The sequence below is a fragment of the Arthrobacter sp. 05T45 genome (assembly GCF_056395875.1).
Genome location: NZ_JBFTKI010000006.1, coordinates 34506 through 57048, shown reverse-complemented (window position 1 = coordinate 57048; position 22543 = coordinate 34506). Strand labels below are relative to the sequence as shown.

12 protein-coding genes are annotated in these 22543 nt (G+C 68.4%); 7 read left to right on the top strand and 5 right to left on the bottom strand.

All coding sequences use genetic code 11. From position 1 onward, the window contains the following. The first annotated feature begins 174 nt into the window (after positions 1–174). From AC1DGD_RS08740 to sufU, 6 genes are all read left to right on the top strand, one after another. Positions 175–2919 carry a helix-turn-helix transcriptional regulator gene (locus tag AC1DGD_RS08740; RefSeq protein ID WP_476856549.1) on the top strand — a complete coding sequence of 915 codons (2745 nt, stop codon included), beginning with the start codon at positions 175–177 and terminating at the stop codon, positions 2917–2919. Further along, positions 2897–5650, top strand: a complete 2754-nt coding sequence (locus AC1DGD_RS08735) for a LuxR C-terminal-related transcriptional regulator (RefSeq protein ID WP_476856548.1) — start codon at positions 2897–2899, stop codon at positions 5648–5650. The genes AC1DGD_RS08740 and AC1DGD_RS08735 overlap by 23 nt, the downstream gene beginning before the upstream one ends. Positions 5651–5934: 284 nt before the next feature. Further along, entirely contained in the window at positions 5935–8676 is a 2742-nt protein-coding gene (locus AC1DGD_RS08730) for a LuxR C-terminal-related transcriptional regulator (protein ID WP_476856547.1), read from the top strand. Between the two features lie 71 nt (positions 8677–8747). Continuing rightward, positions 8748–11471 (top strand): helix-turn-helix transcriptional regulator, encoded by a 2724-nt coding sequence (locus AC1DGD_RS08725; RefSeq protein ID WP_476856546.1) that lies wholly within the window; start codon positions 8748–8750, stop codon positions 11469–11471. A 1147-nt stretch (positions 11472–12618) separates the two neighbouring features. Further along, complete coding sequence (locus tag AC1DGD_RS08720; RefSeq protein ID WP_028276482.1) at positions 12619–13926, top strand: aminotransferase class V-fold PLP-dependent enzyme; 1308 nt, start codon at positions 12619–12621, stop codon at positions 13924–13926. 11 nt (positions 13927–13937) lie between these two features. Then, positions 13938–14393 carry a Fe-S cluster assembly sulfur transfer protein SufU gene (gene sufU, locus AC1DGD_RS08715; RefSeq protein ID WP_028276481.1) on the top strand — a complete coding sequence of 152 codons (456 nt, stop codon included), beginning with the start codon at positions 13938–13940 and terminating at the stop codon, positions 14391–14393. Between the two features lie 10 nt (positions 14394–14403). On the opposite strand, the gene AC1DGD_RS08710 is transcribed toward sufU, so the two are convergent. The 5 genes from AC1DGD_RS08710 to AC1DGD_RS08690 form a co-directional block, all read right to left on the bottom strand. Beyond that, on the bottom strand, positions 14404–15717 hold the full coding sequence (locus tag AC1DGD_RS08710) for a UDP-glucose dehydrogenase family protein (RefSeq protein WP_476856545.1): 1314 nt from the start codon (positions 15715–15717) through the stop codon (positions 14404–14406). 29 nt (positions 15718–15746) lie between these two features. Next, a complete protein-coding gene (locus AC1DGD_RS08705) occupies positions 15747–16190 on the bottom strand; it encodes a VanZ family protein (protein ID WP_230009621.1) in 444 nt (147 codons plus the stop codon). Between the two features lie 95 nt (positions 16191–16285). Then, the gene (locus AC1DGD_RS08700) at positions 16286–16507 is read right to left on the bottom strand and encodes an SCO4848 family membrane protein (RefSeq protein WP_476856544.1); all 222 of its coding nucleotides are present in this window, start codon (positions 16505–16507) and stop codon (positions 16286–16288) included. 4 nt (positions 16508–16511) lie between these two features. Further along, positions 16512–17009: a DUF2505 domain-containing protein gene (locus AC1DGD_RS08695; protein ID WP_223914131.1), complete on the bottom strand. Its 498-nt coding sequence runs from the start codon at positions 17007–17009 to the stop codon at positions 16512–16514. 48 nt (positions 17010–17057) lie between these two features. Next, positions 17058–18623, bottom strand: coding sequence for an SDR family oxidoreductase (locus AC1DGD_RS08690; RefSeq protein WP_476849039.1), 1566 nt, complete (start codon positions 18621–18623; stop codon positions 17058–17060). A 247-nt stretch (positions 18624–18870) separates the two neighbouring features. On the opposite strand from AC1DGD_RS08690, the gene mfd reads away from it, so the two are divergent. After that, positions 18871–22542, top strand: coding sequence for a transcription-repair coupling factor (gene mfd / locus AC1DGD_RS08685; protein ID WP_223914130.1), 3672 nt, complete (start codon positions 18871–18873; stop codon positions 22540–22542). Position 22543: the final 1 nt, after the last annotated feature.

Sequence of the window (22543 nt, the reverse complement as noted above, 5' to 3'; positions counted from 1 at the left end):
CGGGCCGGCGGCAGGCGGGCGGCGACTAAGTTGCATGCCGATTGCGTGTTTCCTTTCCAAGCTTTCCGCATTCCAGCTATGATCTGTCTACTCTCACGTCGGGGGATAGGGATACGCTACTTCTAAGTGGGCAGTCCGGGGTTGCTGTCTGCAAAGCGGTACGAAGGAAACTACATGTCGAGGGATTCGCTGGGCTGGGGGAATGTTTCCACTACATTGGCACCCGCCGAAGAAGAACATGCTGCCGGCCAGGTCGCGAGACACGGCTGGTCCGGTTTGGCGCGGAACGCTGATGCCGAGCGTGTCCGCCAGGAACTGCTTGCCCAGGACCGGATGGGCGTCGTCATCACCGGCGACCGCGGCGTGGGCAAAACGCTTGTCGGCCGGACCGCCCTCGCGGGCTTCGGCCCCGAGGTGTACACCATCCAGCTCCGCAGTTCGGGGCCGGGTTCGGCAACGCCGTACGGCTGCCTCGCCTTCACCCTTGCGCGGCTCCCGCAGAGTTCCCTGGGCTCGCCGACCGCCATCCTGCACGGCATTACCTCGCTGATCCGCGACGACGCCGCCGGCCGCCAGTGCGTGATCCTGCTCGACAACGCCGGCGCCCTCGATGAACTCAGCACCGGGGTCCTGCTCAACCTGCTCCAGACCCGGACCGCCCGGTTGATCGCAACGGCCCAGCGCACCACTGACCTTCCGCCCGATTTCTACTGGCTCATCACTTCCGGCCAGCTCGCCGAGGTCCGGCTCGCCAACCTGACCGAGCTCGAGACGCTGGAGGTCCTGCAGTCAGCTTTGGGCCATCGGGTCTCGACCGCCCTGGCAAGCCAGCTGCACCAGCTGGTCGGCGGCAGCCCCACGCTCCTGCAGGCCGTCGTCTCCGAACAAATCGAACGCGGAAACCTGGTCCTGTCCGGATCCGTGTGGACACTGCTCGATGAGGTTGTGCTGGATGGCCGCACGGCGCTGGAGGATATCGTCCGGGCCAGGTATGCCAGGGAAACACCCGAGGCCCGGGAGGTCATCGACGTCCTCTCCTGCGCCCGGACCCTGCCCCTGTCCCGGCTCGCCAGGATGTACAGCCCCGGTGTCATCGCCGACATGGAAGAGGCCGGCCAGATCGTGGTCGACCGCGCGGACCGGCACCTCGTTACACTGGGCGACCGCTACCTCGGCGACATTGTCCGCAACTGGCTCAGTGTGGAGCGCCGGCTGGAGCTCCGGGACAAGGTCCCCGGACACCAGGAACATGAACTGGACGAACTGACAGTCGAAGACCTGCTGGCCTACGCGGCGTGGACCCACGACTGCCACGCCCAGCTGGCCCCCGCCCACGCCGTCGCGGCTGCCAGTGCCGCCGTCAAGCTCTTCGACCCGAAATTTGCCCTTAAATGCGCCGGCAGCCTCTCTCCCTCGGACCCTGAATGGGCCGAAGGGCAGCTCCAGAAATCGGCTGCCTACCTCCAGCTCGGCCTGCCGCTGCAGGCCATGTCCGCGCTGGACGACGTCTCCGAACGGCAGGTCAACGGCCTTGCGGCCGAGAACTTTGCCGAATTCATCGCGGCGAAGGCTGACTGCATGGCGTGGCTGGACGACCGCTCCGGCCAGGTCCCCGAACTGCTTGGGCAGGCCAGGGTACGGCTCCAGGACCTGAGCCTGGACGAGCCGTCCCCCGCCCCTGCGGCGCTTGCCCGGGCGGGGCTCTGCCTGGATCTGTGCGAGTTCAACTATTTCTCTTTCATCGGGGATTTCCAGCCCATGATGCAGCGGCTTACCACCGCGGCCACCACGGACGTGCCCGGCGCCGATCCCGTGCACCGGCTCAGGTCGGCCATCATCCTGATGGAGGCCTGGTCCATGACCGGCCACGAACTCGACGCCCGCAAACTCATGCGGGAAATCGGCGGACAGCTGGGCGAGTGGTCCAACGTGCCGCGCATCCGGGAAAACTTCGCCTGGCGCTCTTTCAACGTGCTGCTCCTCTCGGGCCTGTGGCGCCAAGCCATCGACATGCTCAAGGACGCGAGCGGCCGGGCCGGGCACGGGCTGCATTCCGGCAGCGCCGCAACGGACCTCGCCGTCGGACTCGCCTATGTCTATGCCGGCCGCGGGTACATGGCTCTGGATCCGTTGCTGGCCGCGATCGCCCAGCTGGAGGTCCGGGCGAGCCTGCAGTCCCTGCGCCAGGCCTACGCCGCTACTGCTTTTGCCTACGCCCAGACCGGCAACTCGGTCCAGGCCACGATCTACCTGGACCGGGCCCGCTCGGCTGACGGCCCTGCCCGCTTCACGGTCGGCAGTTCCACCGAGTTCTGCATGGATATGGCGTCGCGGTGGCTCGGTGACCCCGAAGCCAAGGACCGGCTGATACGGACCGCGGAGGAGCATTTCCGGAAGGGCCGCTACACCCTGGCCGGCATCTGCATGCTCGGGGCCACCGTCAACGGCACCGTCAAGGATTTTCTTTTCATGGAGGAAATCGCCGGGCTGCGGCAGGGGCCGCTGGCCGAGCTGTCCCGGACGGTCGCCGTCGGCAGCCGGAAGAAGGACGCCGCGATCATGCTCGAAGCCGCCGGGCAGGCCGCGGGCCTCGAACTGGACGCCGTCCAGGCCCGGTGCGCCGCGCTCGCATTCGACTTCGCGAAGGGCGCCGGGCTGACCGCCAGCGCCAACGCCGCCTACAGCATGCTGGAGAGCCTCTCGGAGTCCGTACCGGCGCTGCCCGTCATGCCGCGCAACAAGGGCCCGCTGCTGACAGACCGGGAGCGGCAAATCGCCACCCTGGCCGGGAACGGGGTCTCCAACAAGGACATCGCCCTGGAAGTGGGCATTTCCGTCAGGACCGTGGAGGGCCACTTGTACCAGGTGTTCACGAAGCTCGGCGTTTCTTCGCGAAGTGATCTGCTTGGACTCATCTAAGGGGCCGGCGGGAAACCCCGGCACGGCGCCGGCCCGCGCCTTGACCGGGAGGTCGGAAGATTTGATGTCTGCAGTGGAAGCCCTCCAGGGCGGCAGCCATGTGGCCGTGTTCGTCCTCGGCGACAGCGGGATGGGCAAATCAAGGCTCATCGATGCCGTCGTCGGGGAACTGGGCCCCGAGGTGACGCCGGTGCCGATCCACGGCAGCGCGTCGCTGACCAAGGTGCCCTACGGTGTCCTGGGTCCCTTCATCGTCGGACTGCCGGTCCAGGAAGCAACATCGCAGCTGGCCGTGCTGAGGACGCTGTGGGCGCATCTGGAAGAGCAGAAGCGGGCCACCCAGAAGCCCCTCCTGCTGGTCGTTGACGACGCACACGATCTCGACGAGGCGACGGCCGGAATCCTCGCGGAGCTGGCGGCGGCCGGCTGGGCGAAACTGCTTGTGGGCGCGGCGGCCCGGCCCGGACTGCCGGAACCGCTCCTGCAGCTCTGGTTTGAAGGCATCGCCGAGCGGCACGACCTGCGCCCGCTCACCCTCGCGCAGACCACAGAGATGCTGGAGGGCGAGCTCGGCTCGCAAGTGCTGCCAAACGTCGCCGAGATCCTCTGGGAGGCCTCCGGCGGCAACCCGATGCTCCTCAACGGGCTCCTGGACGACGCCAGGAACGACGGGACGCTGCTGCGGCGCAACGGTGTCTGGTTGTTCACCCGGCACCTGAACAGCCACGGTGACCGGCTGACCGACGTCGTGCGCCGCCAGTTGCTGCTGCGCTCGCCGGAAGAACGGCAGGCCCTGAACCTCGTGGCGCTGGCCGAACCCGTGTCCCGGGAACTGATCGAGTCGGTGGCCGGCGAAGAGGCCGTGGGATCACTGATCGACAGCGAACTGATCCGGGTCACGGACACCGGGACGGGTGAGCTGCGGCTGTGGCATACCGTGTACGGCGACACCTTGCGGAACCTGATTTCACCGGCCAGGAGCCTGCAACTTCGGCAAAGCCTGCTGCGCAAGATGGACAGCGAGCCGACGTCTGCCGAGGGACTGCTGCGGCAAGTGAGCTGGTCGATCGAATGCGGCGCGGAGGTCGAGGACCGGCAGCTCCTGAGGGCGGCCGTGCTGGCGAGCCGGCTTTACGAGGACGAGCTCGCCCGCAAGGCTGCCGTCCTCGTCAAGGATCCGGAACTGCAGATGGCGGCCCGCGCCGTGATAGCACGGACCCGCTACAACGCCTCCGACTACATGGCGGCCCGGGACATCCTCGACGCCGATTTCGGGCAGGGAAACAGCATCCCCGGGCTCCTGGCCGGATCCCTCCTGTGGGCCGCAACGATGTCAGCGCTGGGCCACACACCGGCAGAGATCATCAAGCGGGCACAGGTGCTCCGACGCGCCGCCGAACGCCTCGCCGCGGCCCGGCCCGACGACGCCGAAGCCATTCACCGTGCCACGGAAGAGCGGCTGGAGATTCTGGAAGCCATGGTCCTGGCGCTGGCGGGCGAGTACGCGGCAGCCCCGGCCGCGGCGGCGTCCGGCGAGGACGCGGCTGCCGGCACCCCACACTCGAACACCCCACCCTCGAACACCCCACACTCGAACACCCTCGTACAGGCGTTCCGGCTCTGCCTCGACGCGGAGCGGCTCCTTGCCGGCGGCAAGGGACTGAGCGCCCTCGCCGCGATGACCCGGGCCATCGAGGCCGCCGGGGCCGATCACGATGAGCTCTACTTCCTCACCGACTTCCTCGTCGTCCGATCGGCGGCCGCCGCAATCCACTCCGGCGACTGGCAGGGGGCGGAAAGCCTCCTGACCGGCTTCGTCGCCGGATCCGGGCCCAACCTGATTTCCTTCGGCGGGGGAGTGCACGCGGCGCACGGCATCATTCTGCTCTACCAGGGCAAGGCCGCCCAGGCCCTGAACACGCTAAGTGCCGCGCTCGAAGCGCTGCGGTTGACCGACCCCCAGCAGCTGTTCGCGCTCACGGCGGCCATGGCCTTCGCGGCAGCCGCCGAAGTCGGTGCCCAGACGAAGGCGGAGCTACTCCTCGCCGACTTCGAGGCAGCACCCGCGGCCCTGCCGCGGTACATGCGCTCGCTGGCCGCGATGGCCGTGGTCTATGGAAAGGCCCGGCTCGGGAACTACCCGGGTGCCATCGCGGAACTGAAGCGGCTCGGCCGACCTTACCCGGAAGTGGACACCGCCGGGCTCGAACTCGACGCGCTGGCCTTCTGCCTGGCCCTGGGGGACACGGACTCGGCGCCGAGGCTGCTCGAACTCCGGGCCGGGCTCGAGGGGCCAAGGCCCGCCGCGATCTGCGCCTACGCCGCAGCCATCAGCGCGGACAACGCCGCAGACCTCCTTGAGGCCGCGAAAGCCTGCGAAGCGGCGGAATTGTGGGCCTTTGCCGCCCTCGCCTACGACGCCGCGGCGCACGCCTACCGGGCCGCGGGCGACACCCTCAGGGAGCGCATGGCCAATTCCCAGCGGAAGCGGTGCCTGGACCGGGCCGATGACCTTCCCGGCGACGAAGCGGCCAAGAACGATGACTCGCTCGGCATACTGACCCGCCGCGAGCGCGACATTGTGGCGCTGGCGGTACGCGGCCTCACTGACCGGCAGATTGCCGCAGAGCTCCAGGTGTCCGTGCGCACGGTTGAAGGCCATCTCTACCGCAGCTACGCGAAGCTCAACGTCAAGGGCCGTGAGCAGCTTCCCGGTATCGTCGGGCACTAGCGGCAAGCAAGGGAGAGGCCGCGTGGGTCCGTGTCCGCCGGCCGGCCGGCCGTGGCGGGGCTGCTTCCCCGGTGTCCGGGCCGCTACCGGCGCCGGACACGTGCGGCGGGATGGCGACTACTTGGTTTGGGCCTTGCGGCAGCGCCGGTCCAACTGAGTACAGCTACGTAGAGCGGGCGGAATACTCGCTAGGTAATCGAGTACTACTTACGCATACCGAAAATACGCGTAGTCCCTACCGTTGAGGTATCACCGCTCACACTTTGATTGCGAAGGTCTCTCATATGTTCCAGCAAGACGCCGGCTTGCCAACGGGCAGCGGCCAGACAGAAATAGTGTTTCCGGCGCAAAGAAACGGTCATGGCCGCAGTAAGGACAGACCCTTCACCCGCCAGGAGGTCGTTGCCGACATCGTTGAGACCCTGACGTCGGGTTCCGGCTGCGGCATCGTGCTCGTGGGCGACCACGGGGCCGGCAAGTCCTTTATCGCCCAGCGCGCCCTGGAGCAGCTCGGCGACGAGTACCTGGTAGTCCAGGTCAGGGGCAGCTCCATATCCTCCAAGCTTCCCTACGGGGCCTTGAGCGTCCTGCTCAACGACCTCGACGCCTCCCACCTCGAGCACCCGCTGATGGTGTTGCGCGGACTGACCCAGCTGCTCCACAACAAATCCGAAGGCCGGCGAATCGTCCTCTTCGTGGACAACGCCCATGACCTCGACGAGCTCTCCAGCATGATGGTGGCCCAGTTGAGCGCCGGGTCCCATGTCACGTTGCTGGCGGCGTGCGTTGACATGCCGCACATTGGCGGGGACATCATGGGCCTGTGGAAGGATGACCTGCTCCGACGGGTGGACCTCGGACCGTTCGACTTCGCAGAGACGGCAACAACGTTGCACCACGAATACGGCGGCCGGTTCTCCCTGACCGCTGCCCGGGCGCTTTGGAGTGCGAGCGGGGGCAATGCCTTGTTCCTCCATTCCCTGGCCCGGGAGCAGATCAAGCTGGGCACAGTGATCCGCCAGGACGGTGTATGGTTCCTGGGCAACGGCCCCATCGCCTTGACCGGAGAGATCCGGGACGTCGTGAAGGCACGCCTCAACCGGCTCGGCAACGGCCAGCGCGACGTCTTTGAACTGCTGGCACTCGCCGGGGCAGTCCCGCTGCAGACCCTCATGCTCATCGCCAACCCGCAGGATATGGACGCGCTCCAGGAGCGGGCCCTGATCCGGGTCACCCATGACCATCCGCCGATGGTCAGCATCGCCAATCCGGTGACCGCCGGAATTGTCGCCAACGTGGTCCCGCCCGGGCGCAGCGCCGAACTCCGCCGCCGGCTCACGGCCGTTCTCCAGGAATCGGACGCGCTGGACACCGGCGGCTCGGCCGGCGTCGCCTGGGCGCTGGATTGCGGGGACGAGGTGAGCTCCCAGGTCGCCCTGGCCGCCGCACGCGCCGCGAACGGTGCATCCGACCACGCGGCCGCCTTGCGATTTGTCCAGGAGGTCGAAGGAAGCGAACCCGCTGCCCTGATGGCCATCGAAACAGTCAATGCCCACATCTCGGTGAACAACGAGGACTCCGCACGCCGGGTTCTGGAGGCACTGGATGACGGCGCGTGCGCCAAGCTTCCCCTGACCGAGTGGACCGCTTTGCAGCTGCTGCGCGTGGAACTGGACAAACGCAGCACCGCCCCGGGCGCCGACCCCGAAGCCCGGATACAGGAGTTCGCCGAGCGGCTGGCTGCCGAGCCCGCCGCACAGAGTTCAGTTGCCGTTGCAGCCCGGGAGCGGCTGCGCCTGGCGGAGGCTGGGCTCGCCGCTTTCCGTGGACGCTACGACGAAGTCCTGGCCATAACCGACGGCGTGGACGCGGGGGACCTGGGCAGCGAACCAAGGATCCTGACCGCCAGCGTGCGCAGCGAGGCCCTGGCCGTCACCGGCAACGTGGTGCGGGCGCTCGCCCTCGGAAAGCAGATCCTGGCGGCCACAGCCGGCGTGCAGCTCCCGGACCATGCGGTTCGTGAGATCAGGGGCAGGTTCCTCCTCCTCCTTTTGCTCTCCGGCAAGTTCAGGGAAACGTCCGTCTATCTTGAGGAGACGTACAGCGGCGCAGAGCCCCAGACCAGGCTGGGCGGGATGTTTGAGATCGGGCACGGCGTCATGGACCTGCATGCCGGACACCTCGACGACGCCTTGTCCCGGCTCCAGGCGGGCCGGTGGCAGCTCCGGGCGCAGGACCCCGACGCTTTGGGCGGCCTGGCCGCGGCCGTGTGTGCCTATGCCGCCGCACTCCAGGGCGAAGAGGAAATGGCCGGCCTGCTACTGGACGATCTTGCCCAGGCCCGGCCGCCCGCGGCCTGGCTGGTGGAACGGCTCACACGCTATTTCGAACTGTCGGCCCAGGCCGAGCTCGGCCAGAGGGCAATGTCCATCCGTGCGCTCTCGGCCGAAGCGGGCAACGACGCCGAAACGTCAGCACTGGCCCCCGCGCTCCTGTTCCAGTCCGCCGCGGCCCGGCTGGGAGACCGCCAGACGGGCCAGAAGCTCGGCAGCCTGAGCGGGAGGGTGACCGGACAATTTGCGGCCCTGTGCTCGCGGCTGGCCGAAGGCATGCGCGAGGCTGACAGCGAGCAGTTACTGGCAGCATCCAAGGAAGCTGAGGCATGCGGCAACACCGTGTTCGCCCGGGACGCGGTGCGGAAAGCCGTCGGCTGCGCGAACGACGCCGGCAACCGCATCGCGCTGCGGATCGCCCAGCGGGCGCAGCAGTCTCTCGATGACAAGTTCGGCAGTCCGAAGAACGGGCTGCGGTCGCTTACAACCTCAACCCTGACGGCGAGGGAATGTGAAGTGGCGGTCCGGGCCGCTGCCGGTACGTCCAACCGCAAGATCGCGGAACAGATGCACGTATCCGTCCGCACTGTGGAGGGACACCTCTATCAGGTGTATTCGAAGCTGCACGTCGCCAGCCGATCGGAACTCAAAGATGTCATCTCGACTCCGGCAGACAGCGCCAGGCTCGGCTGAGCCCGGCAGACTGCAGGCGGCAACCCGGACGGCTATTCAAGACGGGCAGAAACTGGCAGGAAGAACCGGCGATGGAAAGCCTGGCTGAGACCTCGGCACTGATCGAGCGCTCGGCGCTGGTCAAGGACCTGGTGCGTTGCCTGCGTGACGACACCCGATCAGGTGCGCTCATCATCGGCGGCGCGGGCGCGGGCAAGACCGCCGTCCTCAAGGCCGCCATCCGCGAACTCGAGCCCCACCGCCGCCTGATTCGGCTGACCGCCACTCCGGCCCTGGCCAGCGTTCCTTTCGGTGCCTTGGCGCCGTACTTGTCCCGGCTTCCTGACCGGGAACTCGACTCCTACGCAGCCGTCGTGGAAGCGATGGCGCGCAGCCTGAAATCCGAGGCGGACCGCCCTCTGTTTGTGGTCGACGACGCGCATTGCCTCGATCATGGGACCGTCCGGCAGTTGGCTCAGGCGGCGGCGACCGGCGCCGCGGGAATCCTCGTGGCCTGCCGTCCCGGGCCGATGATTCCGGAAGAGTTCCTCGCGCTTTGGGACGACGGGATAATTGCCAAGTTCGACCTTTACCCGCTGAGCCGGATCGGAACCCACCAACTGTGCGAGCAGGTCCTGCGGGCCGACGTCTCTCCGTGGGTTAGTGCGTTGTTCCATAAGGCGGCCGACGGCAATCCGCTCATGCTGATGTCCCTGATCCAGCATGCCCGTGCCAGCGGCGCCTTGGGCCTCCGGCACGGAGTGTGGTTCCTGCTGGCCAACCCCGACATGGCCCAAGTTCCGGCCGCCGACGTTGTGGACCGGCAGTTGCGCTCCATGACACCGGAGGAAAAGACCGCCGCCACGATCGTTGCCATGGCCGGACCGCTATCCCTGTCCCAGATTCTGCGGATCAGTGGTCCTAAGGCCGTCGATGCCCTGGACACCGCGGGCATTATTGCCGTCTCCACGGGACATGACCGGCTGGTACGGCCCGCCAGCCCGATCCTTGGCGAAATTATCCGCCAGCGGGTCCCGGCCGGCCGCAGTTCGGCCCTGCGTTCGAGTGTGCTGTCGCTTCCGTCAGCGCGTGCCGCGGCGCCGGGAGCGGCACTCAACCGGCTGCGCTGGTCCATGGACTGCGGCGTAGAGATCCCTCCGATCCAGCTCCTGCAGGCCGCTGTCGCCGCGAACACGGACCTGGACCCTGCGACCGCGTCCCGGGTGGCTGGCGCCATCCGGGACGCCCGGTTCCTCCCCGAGGCCCGGATCCAGTTGGCCTATTCGCACTTTATCGCGGGGCGCACCGAGGCCGCTGTGGCGTGTCTGGAGGCCGCACAGCCGGTGCCCTCCGGACGGCCGTCCTACCTGGCTGCCCTCCTCGCAGCCCGGCTCGGGTCCGCAACGCCGGCCCGGCAACAGGAAGCCGACGCCGGGACGCACCGCCCGGCCTTTGGACTGTCCATGGAACCAGGGCTCCTGGAATCGCGGGCCCGGGATTCACTGTCTGCGGATTTCGCAACGTGCACCGACCTTTCCGGGCGCGCTCCGGCGGGACGGCCGTCGGACGTGACAGCTGCCGGGGGACTGGCCACAGAGCTTCTGAGTCACTCGTGGGACGGGAAGTTCATGGCAGTTGGAACCGTGCTGCGCGAACTCATCGCCGCGTCCGGCGCCTATCCCGAAATCCGGGTCCCGGCAGTTTCCCTCCTCGCCGAACTCTTGACCGCCCAAGGTCAACTCCGCGCAGGGCTGCGATTGGACGGAGAGGCATGGGGCGGCGCCCGAACCGCAAGCCTGGAACTTCCCTTGGTCTACGAGGACCTCGTGGTGCGCCACTGCCTGAATCTGATCTGGGCCGGCGACTGGGACCGGCTCGGAAATGTCCTGGACGATTACGCGGCCCGTGAGCCTGGGCGTCTGCTGTACAGCGGCGGCATGCTGCACCTCATGCGGGGCTATTCGCGGTTGCGCCAGGGCAGGATGCGTGAAAGCTTGGCCGAACTTCGGCTGAGTGTCGAAGAGCTTACTATCGCCGACCCGTTAGGTCTGTTGCCGTTTGCGCGCGCCGTTGCGGCCTACGCCGCAGGCGCCGTCGGACGCCACCATGAGGCCAGCCAGCATGTGCTGGCCTACCGGCTCTCGGAGTACCGGGAGCCGAAAACCCTTCACCTGCTGGCAGAGGCGTACTGCCGGGCGGCTGAACCCGGAGAAGGGCCCGGAGGGAGCGGTGCCGGAGCTTTGGCGCGGCTGGCGGACGAGGCCCTGCACGAGAGCCTGCGGGGCGTTGAAACCGATATCAGGCGGCTCGCGCTCCGCGGCGGTGACACCTCGGGCGCCGAAGCCCTCGCCCTCAGCAGCGGCGCAGTCGACGGCCCGGAAGCCAGGCTGGTGGAGTCCTACGCGCGAGCGGTGTCGGCGTCCGATGCGTCCGACCTCATTGGCATCAGCGACGACGCGCTCAATGCAGGGCACGGGCTCCTTGCCCTTGAGGCCGCCCAGCAGGCCGAGCGGATCCTGGCAGACGACCCGGAGCGGTGGCGGCTTACCGCGGTCCAGCGCCGGGTCCATCACCGCCTGGTGGAGGCCGGAATGTTGTCGCAATTGGAGGTCGTCCGCAGCGATCACGGCGCCCCGTTGACTGCCCGCGAGACCGAAGTCCTGGAACTGGTGTCGGGCGGGGCCACGAACGCCGAGATCGCCACCGCGCTCTGTGTGTCACTTCGGACAGTGGAGGGGCACCTGTCCCGGATCTTCGCCAAGCTCGGCGTGGGCCGGCGGGCGGACCTCCTGGACCTCGGCCCGCTGCCCTCCTGACCGGCCCGGCCCGGCATGGCGTGACCTGGCTGTGGCGTGCGTACAGCACGGGTGGCCTGCGGGACCAGCGGGAGTAGCTCCAAGTAGTGCCATGGCGAGTAGGGCGTCAGAAATCGGGTAAACGCTACTCGTGTGCAGAGTCCGTTCGGGCGATTGACTTAAGCCAGTCCCACGAACAGCCCCATCCCGAACAGCTCCACCCCGAACAGCCCCATCCCGAACAGCTCACAAAGGTCTCAAAATGAGGAACTTGAGGGCGGTCAGCAACCGCAAGCATGGCCCGAGGAAAGTGTGGTCTCAAATTCCTTGCTTGCGGATGCGGCCACTGCCACCATTAGAGGTGATCGGGCCGTAATCTTTCCCACTAACTCCTTCATTGGAATCGTGCGGTGCCTCAACAGGCAGCCGCGCGCCAAGGTCGGAGCCGGCGGCGTCAGAGCCTTCTGAGACCGAGGCTCTCCCCCCAGCCGCCGCCGGCTCCCTTAATCGGTCTACACGCGGGTCCGCGCCATCGAGAAGCGCGGACCTGACACCGGCGCCGTCGGGCATCGCCGCAGGGGGTAGCGGCGCGTGACGACGTCTTGTGTGCAAGCCCTCGCCGGCCCTGGCGTCACGCGCCGGCATGTCGGGCGAGCCTTGCGCCGCGCAGGCCTTGCGCCGTAGCAGTGAGAGCCGGCCGGATGTTCCGGTGCCCCTGTTGCATGTCGCTTTTTGGATGCCGCTGCTGGATCCCGTCGGCCCACGGCTCCCGCCAATGGGTCCAGGCGACGCACACCCGCGGCCCCTGCGATCATCGCCGCGGCCGCTATCGGTTGTCGTCTGCCATTTTCGGGCAGCACCAGCCCAACCCGCCTGGCTGGGGGTTGATTGCGGCTGCCCTTGGGCAATGCTCCTGTCGCGGTCCGGGTCTTGGCCGCCGAAGGGCACCGCCGCGGGAGCCGATGGCCGCCGGAGCCGGCTAACGGGGCGCGGACCTCCGCCCGGGTTCCGCGGTGTGCGGGTCCGCGCGGTGGCCGCGCGGTGGGCGCGCAGGAGGGCTGCAGGAACGTGGGATAATTAGGTTTAATCTGTGTGACGTATTTTGCACGCTGGCCGCCCGGCCGGCGCGGTGTACGCCGCAGCGAACGCCGATCCAGGAGTCTCCGCCATGGTTGCCACCCCAGCCCATCTCCGCCGCTCTGCCGCCGCGCTCGGAAACGAGGAGGTCCTGAGGATCCGCAACGACTTCCCGATCCTGCAGCAGCACGTCAACGGCAGGCCGCTCGTCTACCTGGACTCCGGTGCCACCTCGCAGAACCCGCTCAGCGTGCTCGAGGCCGAGCAGGAATTCTATGAGCAGCGGAACTCCGCGGTCCACCGTGGGGCACACCACCTCGCCGTCGAGGCCACCGAGGCGTTCGAAAACGCCCGGGAAACGGTGGCGGACTTCGTCGGGGCGGAGTGGGATGAGCTGATCTGGACCTCCAACGCCACGGAGGGCCTGAACCTGCTCACCTATTCCTTCCTCAACGCTTCCCTGCCGGGCGCCGGACCCGAAGCGGCCCGGTTCGCCCTGGCCCCGGGCGACGAGCTCGTGGTCACGGAGATGGAGCACCACGCCAACCTGATCCCCTGGCAGGAGCTGGCGGCCCGGACCGGCGCCGTCGTGAAGTTCATCCCGATCGACGACGCCGGCGCCCTTGACCTGGAGGCCGCTGCCGGCATCATCGGCCCGCGCACCCGCGTCCTGGCGTTCACGCACGCGTCAAACGTCCTCGGCACCATCAACCCGGTGGCCGCCCTGGTGGCCCTGGCCCGGTCCGCGGGAGCCCTCGTGGTGCTCGACGCCTGCCAGTCCGCACCGCACCTGCCCCTGGACGTGAAGGCGCTCGACGTCGACTTCGCGGTGTTCTCCGGCCACAAGATGCTTGCCCCCACCGGCATCGGCGCCCTCTATGGCCGCTCGGAGCTGCTCAACGCGATGCCGCCGTTCCTGACCGGCGGCTCCATGATCACCACCGTCACGATGGAACGGGCGGGTTTCCTGCCCAGCCCGCAACGCTTCGAAGCCGGCACCCAGCGCATTTCGCAGGCCGTGGCACTCGCCGCGGCGGTAAATTACCTCAGCGAAACCGGGATGGACCGCATCCACGCCTGGGAAGCCGAACTCGGCCAGCGCCTCGTGCGCGGCTTGGAGTCCATCCCCGGGATCCGGGTGCTGGGTCCGGCGGCCGGGCAGGAGCGGATTGGCCTGGCGGCATTCGACGTCGCTGGCGTCCACGCGCACGACGTCGGCCAGTTCCTGGACAGCCGCGGCATCGCCGTGCGGGTCGGCCACCACTGTGCCCAGCCCCTGCACCGCCGGCTCGGGCTGACGGCGACGACGCGCGCCAGTACGTACCTTTACAACACCACGGACGATGTGGACGCGTTCCTGAACGCGGTCGCCGATGTCCGTGCCTACTTCCAAGCCTAGGACGGACATCCATGAGTCTTGACCAGCTTTACCAGCAGATCATCCTCGAACATGCCAAGGCCCGGCACGGCAGCGGCCTCGCCGCCGCGGACGCGCCCAAGGAGGCCAGCTGCGGGCAGTCCCACCAGCTGAATCCGACCTGCGGCGACGAAATCACGGTCCGGGTGTCCGTGGCCGGCGGGAAGGTCAGTGAGCTGCGCTGGGACGGCGACGGCTGCTCGATCTCGATGGCCTCGGCGTCCGTGCTGACAGACCTCGCCGAGGGCATGACGGTCGAGGAACTCAGCACCGTCATTGACAGCTTCCGCGAGGTGCTGCGCTCGCGCGGCAAGGTGCCGGCCGACCCGGAGGTGCTGGGCGACGCCGCGGCGTTTGAGGGCGTGTCCCGTTATGCTGCCCGGGTCAAATGCGCCATGCTCTCCTGGGTGGCCGCGGAGGACGCCCTCGGCCAGGCGCTGACGGCCTGACGGCAACACATCAGGGCCGGCCCAGGCCCTTGTAGGTCCAGCCGGCCGCCCGCCACTTGGCAGGGTCCAGGACGTTGCGGCCGTCCAGGATGCGCGGCGCCGACACGAGGGCTTTGGCCGCGTGCGGATCCAGCTCCCGGTACGCCTGCCACTCGGTCAGCAGCAGCACGGCATCGGCCCGGTGCAGCGTCGTCTCCAGGTCCGGTTCCAGCTGGAGTTCGGGGAAGCGCTTGGCGGCATTGGGCAGGGCCTGGGGATCGGTGACCGTCACCACGGCGCCCTGCAGCTGCAGCTGCGCGGCGGCGCTCAACGCGGGGGAGTCCCGGACGTCGTCGCTTTCGGGCTTGAACGCCGCGCCCAGGACGGCGACCCGCTGGCCCAACAGGGACCCGCCGCACAGTTCGCGTGTCAGCTCCACCACCCGGGTCCGGCGCCGCATGTTAATCGCATCCACTTCCCGCAGGAAGGTCAGAGCCTGGTCCGCCCCCAGCTCGCCGGCGCGGGCCATGAAGGCACGGATGTCCTTGGGCAGGCACCCGCCGCCGAATCCGATGCCTGCGTTCAGGAACTTCCGCCCGATCCGCTCGTCGAGCCCGATCGCATCGGCCAGCCGGGTGACGTCGGCGCCGGTGGCTTCGCAGACCTCGGCCATGGCGTTGATGAAGGAGATCTTGGTCGCGAGGAACGAGTTGGCTGCCGTCTTCACCAATTCCGCCGTGGCGTAGTCCGTCACCAGCCGGGGTGTCCCGCCCGCCAGGGGAGTCTCGTAGACCCTGTCGAGGACGGCCACCGCGGGATGGTCTTCGCTGCCGTCCGGCGTGCCGTAGACAAACCGGTCCGGGTTCAGGGTGTCTGTCACGGCATGGCCTTCGCGCAGGAACTCGGGATTCCAGACCAGCGAGGCGCCGGGCTCTGCCTCCGCCAGCACCTCGGCCAGGCCCGCGGCGGTTCCCACAGGCACCGTGGATTTGCCGGCGACGACGTCGCCGGGGGAGACGTATTCAGCGAGCGAGGCGACGGCGGCGTCGACATAGCGCAGGTCGGCGCCGTTTTCGCCGCGTTTCTGCGGCGTTCCGACGCAGATGAAGTGGACCTCGGCGCCGCGGGCGGCCGCCATGTCGGTGGTGAACCGCAGCCGGCCCGATTCCTCAAGTTGGGACAAGAGTTCGTCGAGCACGGGTTCGTAAAAGGGGGCGTGGCCTGCTGAAAGCTGTGCCACCTTGTGTTCGTCGACGTCGATTCCGACGACGTCGTGACCCAGCTTTGCCATGCATGCGGCATGGACCGCGCCCAGGTAACCGCAACCAATAACCGAGATCCGCATAGTTCCGATTTCCTCCCGTCGGGCCCTGTTCACAGGGTACGTGGTGGACGTCGGGATCGCACAGCCTCACGGCGCGCCATGAACAGCCTGGCCACGAGCGCGCCGGCCATGGCGCCGATCGTGTTTGCGGCGACGTCGGCGACGGACGGAAAGCGCGCCGGCAGGAACGCCATCTGGCCGAGTTCGATCACGACGGAGAGGATAAACCCGGCAACGGCCCCGCCCCACCAGAGCCGCAGGCCCAGGATGATGGCGACCAGGGCGCCCAGCGGAATAAACAGGATCACGTTTGAGGAAAATTCCACCACCCCGTAGTCGAACCAGGGAGGGACGCCCCAGCTGTGCAGTTGCCGGAGCCACCGCATGAGGTAGGTGGCCGCGCCCCGGTCAACGGGCACCGGCCAGAAGGCAATCAGGCCGAGGACCGGAACGCAGGCGCACAGGCCCCAGATGGCGACGCGGCGGGGTAGCAACTGGCGTCCCCTTTCAGCGGTCCACCTTTTTGCTGATTCTAGCGGCCGGCGGCGGCAGGCGCAGGGTGCGCGTGCCGCCGCCGGTGTGCCGGATGCTAGCCGAGCAGCCCGGCCACGCCAATCGCCGCCGTCGCGGCCCCCAGCAGCATGGAGATGCTGACCAGGACCACATGGACGGTCAGGAAGCGCGTGGCCTTGCCGTTGGCGTCGCGGGCACGCGGATCCTTCATGACCCGGCGCAGGAACTGCGGCCAGACAACAAGGGACCAGACGCCGGCGACGATCAGGACGACGGCGAGGACCGCGGGCAGTTCCACGGGGTCAGTGGCTTTCGAGCCAGGCCTGGGCCTGCTGGGACTGCAGGTTCAGGGCCTTGCCGACCATCGGTTCTGCGGCGTCGGCGATCTTGCCGCCAAGGAACGGCACCGAGGAGGTCACGTCGCCCTCGAGCTCGATCCGGGTGCTGCCGCCGTCGGACACGAGACGCTGGACAGCCTTCACGTCCAGCGGGGCGCCGGAGACCTTCAGGGAGATCTTGCTCTGCCGGGAGCCGTCGGCGGCGGGGGCCTCCCAGGCCTCCAGCTGCGTCACCTTCAGGCTTTCGCCAACAAATTTCCGGGCAATGTCGGGCATCCGGGTGGTGGGGATGGTCCGCACCGTGGTGGTGTTGAAAGCGCCGGCGGTGTCACCGTCGATGGCGAAGGATTCCAGGGTGCCGCCGACGAGTTCGCTCGTGTGGCGCAGGAAGTCTTCATTGACGAAAACCGCGGTAACGCGGTCGACGCTGTGCGGAACGGTGGTGGATGCACTCAGGGCCATAGGGGGGTCCTCCGTGATGTGGAAGTGGACGTTTCGGGCTCCAACATCCTACGTGGTGTGCCGGGCTGGCTCCGATTCGAGGTTTTCCAGATCCCGGGCGGCGGCGGTGATATTCCGCGACATGGCGGGAAAAATGACGCTGTGGAACGGCAGCACTGCGAGCCAGTAGAGGCGGCCGCTGAGGCCCTTGGGGAAGAAGATGGCGCGCTGGCGGTAGCGGCTGCCCGTCCCCTCCGGCTCCACGGAAAGTTCGAGCCAGGCCCGGCCCGGGGCCCGCATTTCGGCCCGCAGCCGCAGCAGCCGGCCACGGTCGATCCGCTCGACCCGCCACCAGTCCACCACCTCGCCCTCGGCCAGCAGGTGCGGGTGCCGGCGGCCGCGCAGCAGCCCCGCCCCGCCGGTGAGCTTGTCCAGCCAGCCGCGCACCTGCCAGGCCAGTGGCAGGGAGTACCAGCCGTTCCGGCCGCCGATTCCTTCGATGACGGTCCACACATATTTGGGGTCCACGTCGCTTTGGAAGCTTCGCTCGTCCACGTACACGGCGTGTCCGGACCAGTCCGGGTCGCTCGGCAGGGGATCGGCGTCGACGCCGGCGCTGGCCCACGTGGTCTCCACCTGGCCGTCGCGTTCCTTGCCCAGGGCGAGGGCCACGGCCCGCCGGTAGGGGGTCAGGCCGCCCTCCGGCGCAGGGATGTACGCGTCGATGTCGTGCTCGGCGGCGACGGCGTCGTGCTGGAGTGATTCGACGAGCGGCAGGGACATGGAGAGCGGGATGGGGGTGGTCAGTGCCACCCACAGACCGGCCAGTTTGGGGGCCGGCACCGGCAGCGCCAGCACCACCCGGTGCGGCAGGCGGGCCTCGGCGGCGTATTCCTGCATCATTCCGGCGTAACTGAGCACCTGGCGGCAGCCGATGTCGAAGGTCCGGTTGATGGGTCCTTCCAGCGACGCTGCCGCCACGAGGTAGTACAGGACGTCACGGACCGCGATCGCCTCGATCTTGTTGCGCACCCAGCTCGGGGCGGGCATCAGCGGCAGCGTCTCGGACAAATGCCGGATCATTTCGAACGACGCCGAACCCGAGCCGATCACGACGCCGGCCTGGAACACCACCGCGTCCACCGGGCTGTCCAGGAACACCTTCCCCACCGCCTCGCGGGAGCGCATGTGGGTGGACAGTTCGGCCCCGGCCGGGTGCAGGCCGCCGAGGTAAACGATCCTGTCCACACCGGCGGCGGCCGCGGCCCGGGCGGCCGTCCCGGCCATCGTCTTTTCCTTGGCCTCGAAGCCGGCCCCGGCCGCCATGGAATGGACCAGGTAGTACAGGACGTCGACGCCGTCGAGCGCCGCCTGCAGGGCGTCCCCGTCGTCGAGGCTGCTGTGGATCACCTCGACGTCGTCCAGCCAGGGCACGCCGGCAATCTTGGCCGGGGTGCGGACCACGACTTTGACCCTGTGCCCGGCTTCCAGGAGCCGGGGGACAAGCCGGCCGCCGATGTAGCCGGTGGCCCCGGTGACGAGCACGGTCTTAGGGGATGAGGCCTTCGCGGTGGCTGCCTGCGGGGCTGGAGCAGGGGTTCCAGCGGGTTCGGGGGTTGCGGTTGTGGCGTTCATGGTGACTCCTTGTCAGCCAGCAGTTGGCGGGTGGCCTACCAAGCCATTCGGTGCGCGGCCCGCGTTGGATGGGCCGCCCGCTCCTGAAGCCAGCCTAGCCCCGTCGGCGGCGCCCCGGGCAGGTCCCGCCGGCCGGGCCCGTCGGCGGGCCCCGAGGCTCCGCGGTAGGCTTGGAGGGCCCGGGATTCTCGCGAATTTCGGCTATTCGTGTTGCCTGCACCCCGTGATCCCATCAGGAGCAACAGCTATGAGCCTCAACGGCCCCTCTCTCACCGGTTTGCGCCGTGTCCTCGCCGAAGACCGGAACTACGCCCGGATCCAGGCCGAGGCCGCCCGCGGGTTCGCAGCCCGCAGCGAGGATTACCAGATCAGCGCCCCGGCCGGAATGCGGTCCACGCTGCTCGCGGAAATGGCGGACGGACTTGCGACCCTGGCGGGAAACGAAACCGGCTCTGCAGGGGCTGGCCGGGGCGTGCCCGTGGTCCTGGCCGTCACCGCGACCGGCCGCGAGGCCGAGGACCTGACAGAGGCCCTGCGCGCCTTCCTGCCGGCCGAGACGATCGCGGAGTTCCCCAGCTGGGAGACGCTGCCGCATGAGCGGCTCTCCCCGCGCTCGGACACCGTGGGCCGGCGGCTGTCTGTGCTGCGGCGGCTCGCGCACCCCGAATCATCCACCGCCGGTGCGCTGCGCGTGGTGGTAGCCCCCGTCCGCGCCGTCGTGCAGCCGATCGTCGCCGGCCTCGGCGAACTGGTGCCGGTGACCCTGACGGTCGGCCAGGACGCCCCCTTCAGCGGTGTCGTCAAGAGCCTCGCCGACGCCGCCTACGCCCGGGTGGACATGGTGACCCGCCGCGGCGAATTCGCCGTCCGCGGCGGCATGCTGGACGTCTTCCCGCCCACCGAGGACCACCCCATCCGGGTCGAGTTCTTTGGTGACGAGGTGGAGCAGATGCGCTGGTTCGCCGTCGCCGACCAGCGCTCGCTGACCGCGCCCGGCCTGCACCATCCCACCGAACTCCATGCCCCGCCGTGCCGCGAAATCCTGATCACACCCTCCGTCATGTCCCGCGCCGCGACCTTGAAGTCCCAGCTCCCGGCCGCCGCGGACATGCTGGAGAAAATCGCCGGCGGCATCGCCGTCGAGGGCATGGAATCGCTGGCCCCCGTGCTGGTGGACGCCATGGTGCCGTTCCTGGACCAGCTCCCGGCGGGTTCCATCGCGGTGGTGATCGAGCCGGAGAAGGTCCGCACCCGGGCCCACGACCTCGCCGCCACGAACGAGGAATTCCTCGAGGCCGCCTGGTCCACGGCGTCCGACGGCGGCACCGCACCTCTTGATCTGACCTCTGCGGCGTCCGAAGCGCTGCACTCGGCCAGCTTCCGCTCGCTGACCGAAACCCGCACCGCGGCCCTCGAGCACGGCGTCTCCTGGTGGTCCATCACCTCGCTGGCCAGCGACGAGGAGCTGCTGCCCGACGTCGACGTGCTGAACCTGCACGCCCGGGAACCCCGCGGCTACCAGGGCGACGTGGCGGAAATGATGGACTTCATCGGCTCCCGCGTCCGGGACCAGTGGCGGATCGTCGTGGTCACCGAGGGCCCGGGCCCGGCGCAGCGCCTCGCCGAACTCTTCCACGACAACGACATCCCGTGCGCGCGGGTGGACACGCTCGAGGCCGATCCGCAGGCCGGGCTGATCGAGGTGACCACCGCCGCCGTCGGCCGCGGTTTTGTCCTGGATCCGCTCAAGCTGGCGCTGCTGACCGAGGCTGACCTGCTGGGCCGGACCTCTGCCGGTTCCACGAAGGACATGCGCCGGATGCCGTCCAAGCGGCGGAATGCCGTGGATCCGCTGCAGCTCGTGGCCGGGGACTCCGTGGTGCACGAACAGCACGGCATCGGCCGGTTCGTGGAACTGATCCAGCGCAAGGTTGCCGGTGGCGGCGAGGGCGTGCGCGAATACCTGGTCCTGGAGTACGCCCCGTCCAAGCGCGGAGCCCCGGGCGACCGGCTCTTCGTGCCCACCGACCAGCTGGACCAGGTCACCCGGTACGTGGGCGGCGACACTCCGGCGCTGAGCAAGATGGGCGGCGCGGACTGGGCGAGCACCAAGTCCAAGGCCCGCAAGGCGGTCAAGGAGATCGCCGGCGAGCTGATCCGGCTGTACTCGGCCCGGATGGCCTCCCGCGGCTACGCCTTCGGCCCGGACACCCCGTGGCAGCGGGAACTGGAGGAGGCCTTCCCGTACGTGGAGACCCCGGACCAGCTGACCACCATCAACGAGGTCAAGGCCGACATGGAGCGGGAGATCCCGATGGACCGGCTGATCTCGGGCGACGTCGGCTACGGCAAGACAGAGATCGCTGTCCGGGCCGCGTTCAAAGCGGTCCAGGACGGCAAGCAGGTCGCCGTGCTGGTGCCCACCACGCTGCTCGCCCAGCAGCACTACGAGACGTTCACCGAACGGTTTTCCGGCTTTCCCCTCGTCGTCAAGCCGCTGTCCCGCTTTCAGACCGGCAAGGAGGCCAAGGAAACCGCCGACGGCGTCAAGGCCGGTTCCGTGGACGTCGTGATCGGCACGCACCGGCTGCTGTCCAAGGACTTCGGCTTCAAGGACCTCGGCCTGGTGATCGTGGACGAGGAGCAGCGCTTCGGCGTCGAACACAAGGAAGCGCTGAAGAAGATGCGCACCAACGTCGACGTCCTGGCCATGAGCGCCACCCCGATTCCGCGCACCCTGGAAATGTCCCTGACCGGCATCCGCGAAACCTCCACCCTGGCCACCCCGCCGGAGGAACGGCACCCCGTGCTGACGTATGTGGGACCGTACACGGACAAGCAGACTTCCGCCGCGATCCGCCGTGAGCTGATGCGCGAAGGCCAGGTGTTCTTCGTCCACAACCGGGTGTCCACGATCGACCGCACCGCGGCGAAGATCCGCGAACTGGTCCCTGAGGCCCGGGTGGAGGTGGCGCACGGGCAGATGTCCGAGAGCCGGCTGGAGCAGATCATCGTGGACTTCTGGGAAAAGCGCTTCGACGTCCTGGTCTGCACCACCATCATCGAGACCGGCCTGGACATCTCCAACGCCAACACCCTGATCGTGGACGGCGCGGACAAGTACGGCCTCTCCCAGCTGCACCAGCTGCGCGGACGTGTGGGACGCGGCCGTGAACGCGCCTACGCCTACTTCCTCTACCCTTCGGAAAAGCCGCTGGGCGAGGTGGCGCTGGAACGGCTCAAGGCCGTCGCAACGCACAACGAGCTCGGCGCCGGCATGCAGCTGGCCATGAAGGACCTGGAGATCCGCGGCGCCGGCAACCTGCTCGGCGGCGAGCAGTCCGGCCACATCCAAGGCGTCGGCTTCGACCTCTACATCCGGCTGGTCGGCGAGGCCGTAGCCGAATACCGGGGCGAGGCGGAGGAGAAGGCCGCCGAAATGAAGATCGAACTGCCGGTCAACGCGCACCTGCCGCACGACTACGTGCCGGGCGAACGGCTGCGCCTGGAGGCTTACCGCAAACTCGCCAGCGCCATCACCTACGAGGCGATCGAGGAGGTCCTCGCGGAGCTCGTGGACCGTTACGGCGAGCTGCCGCTGCCGGCCACCAACCTGATCGACGTCGCCCGGTTCCGGGTGGGCGCCCGCGAGGCCGGATTGTCCGACGTCGCGCTGCAGGGCAACTTCATCAAGTTCTCCCCGGCGCAACTGCCCGAGTCCAAGCTCATGCGCCTGACCCGGATGTACCCCGGCGCGCAGGCGAAGCCGGCTCTGGACGCCGTGCTCGTTCCGAAGCCCAAGACGGCCAGGATCGGCGGCCGGGACCTGCAGGACGCCGAGATCCTGGAGTGGGCCAACGGCGTGATCCGCAACATCTTCTCCGACGCCCCTGTCTCTGCCACACCGGCGGTGAAATAAA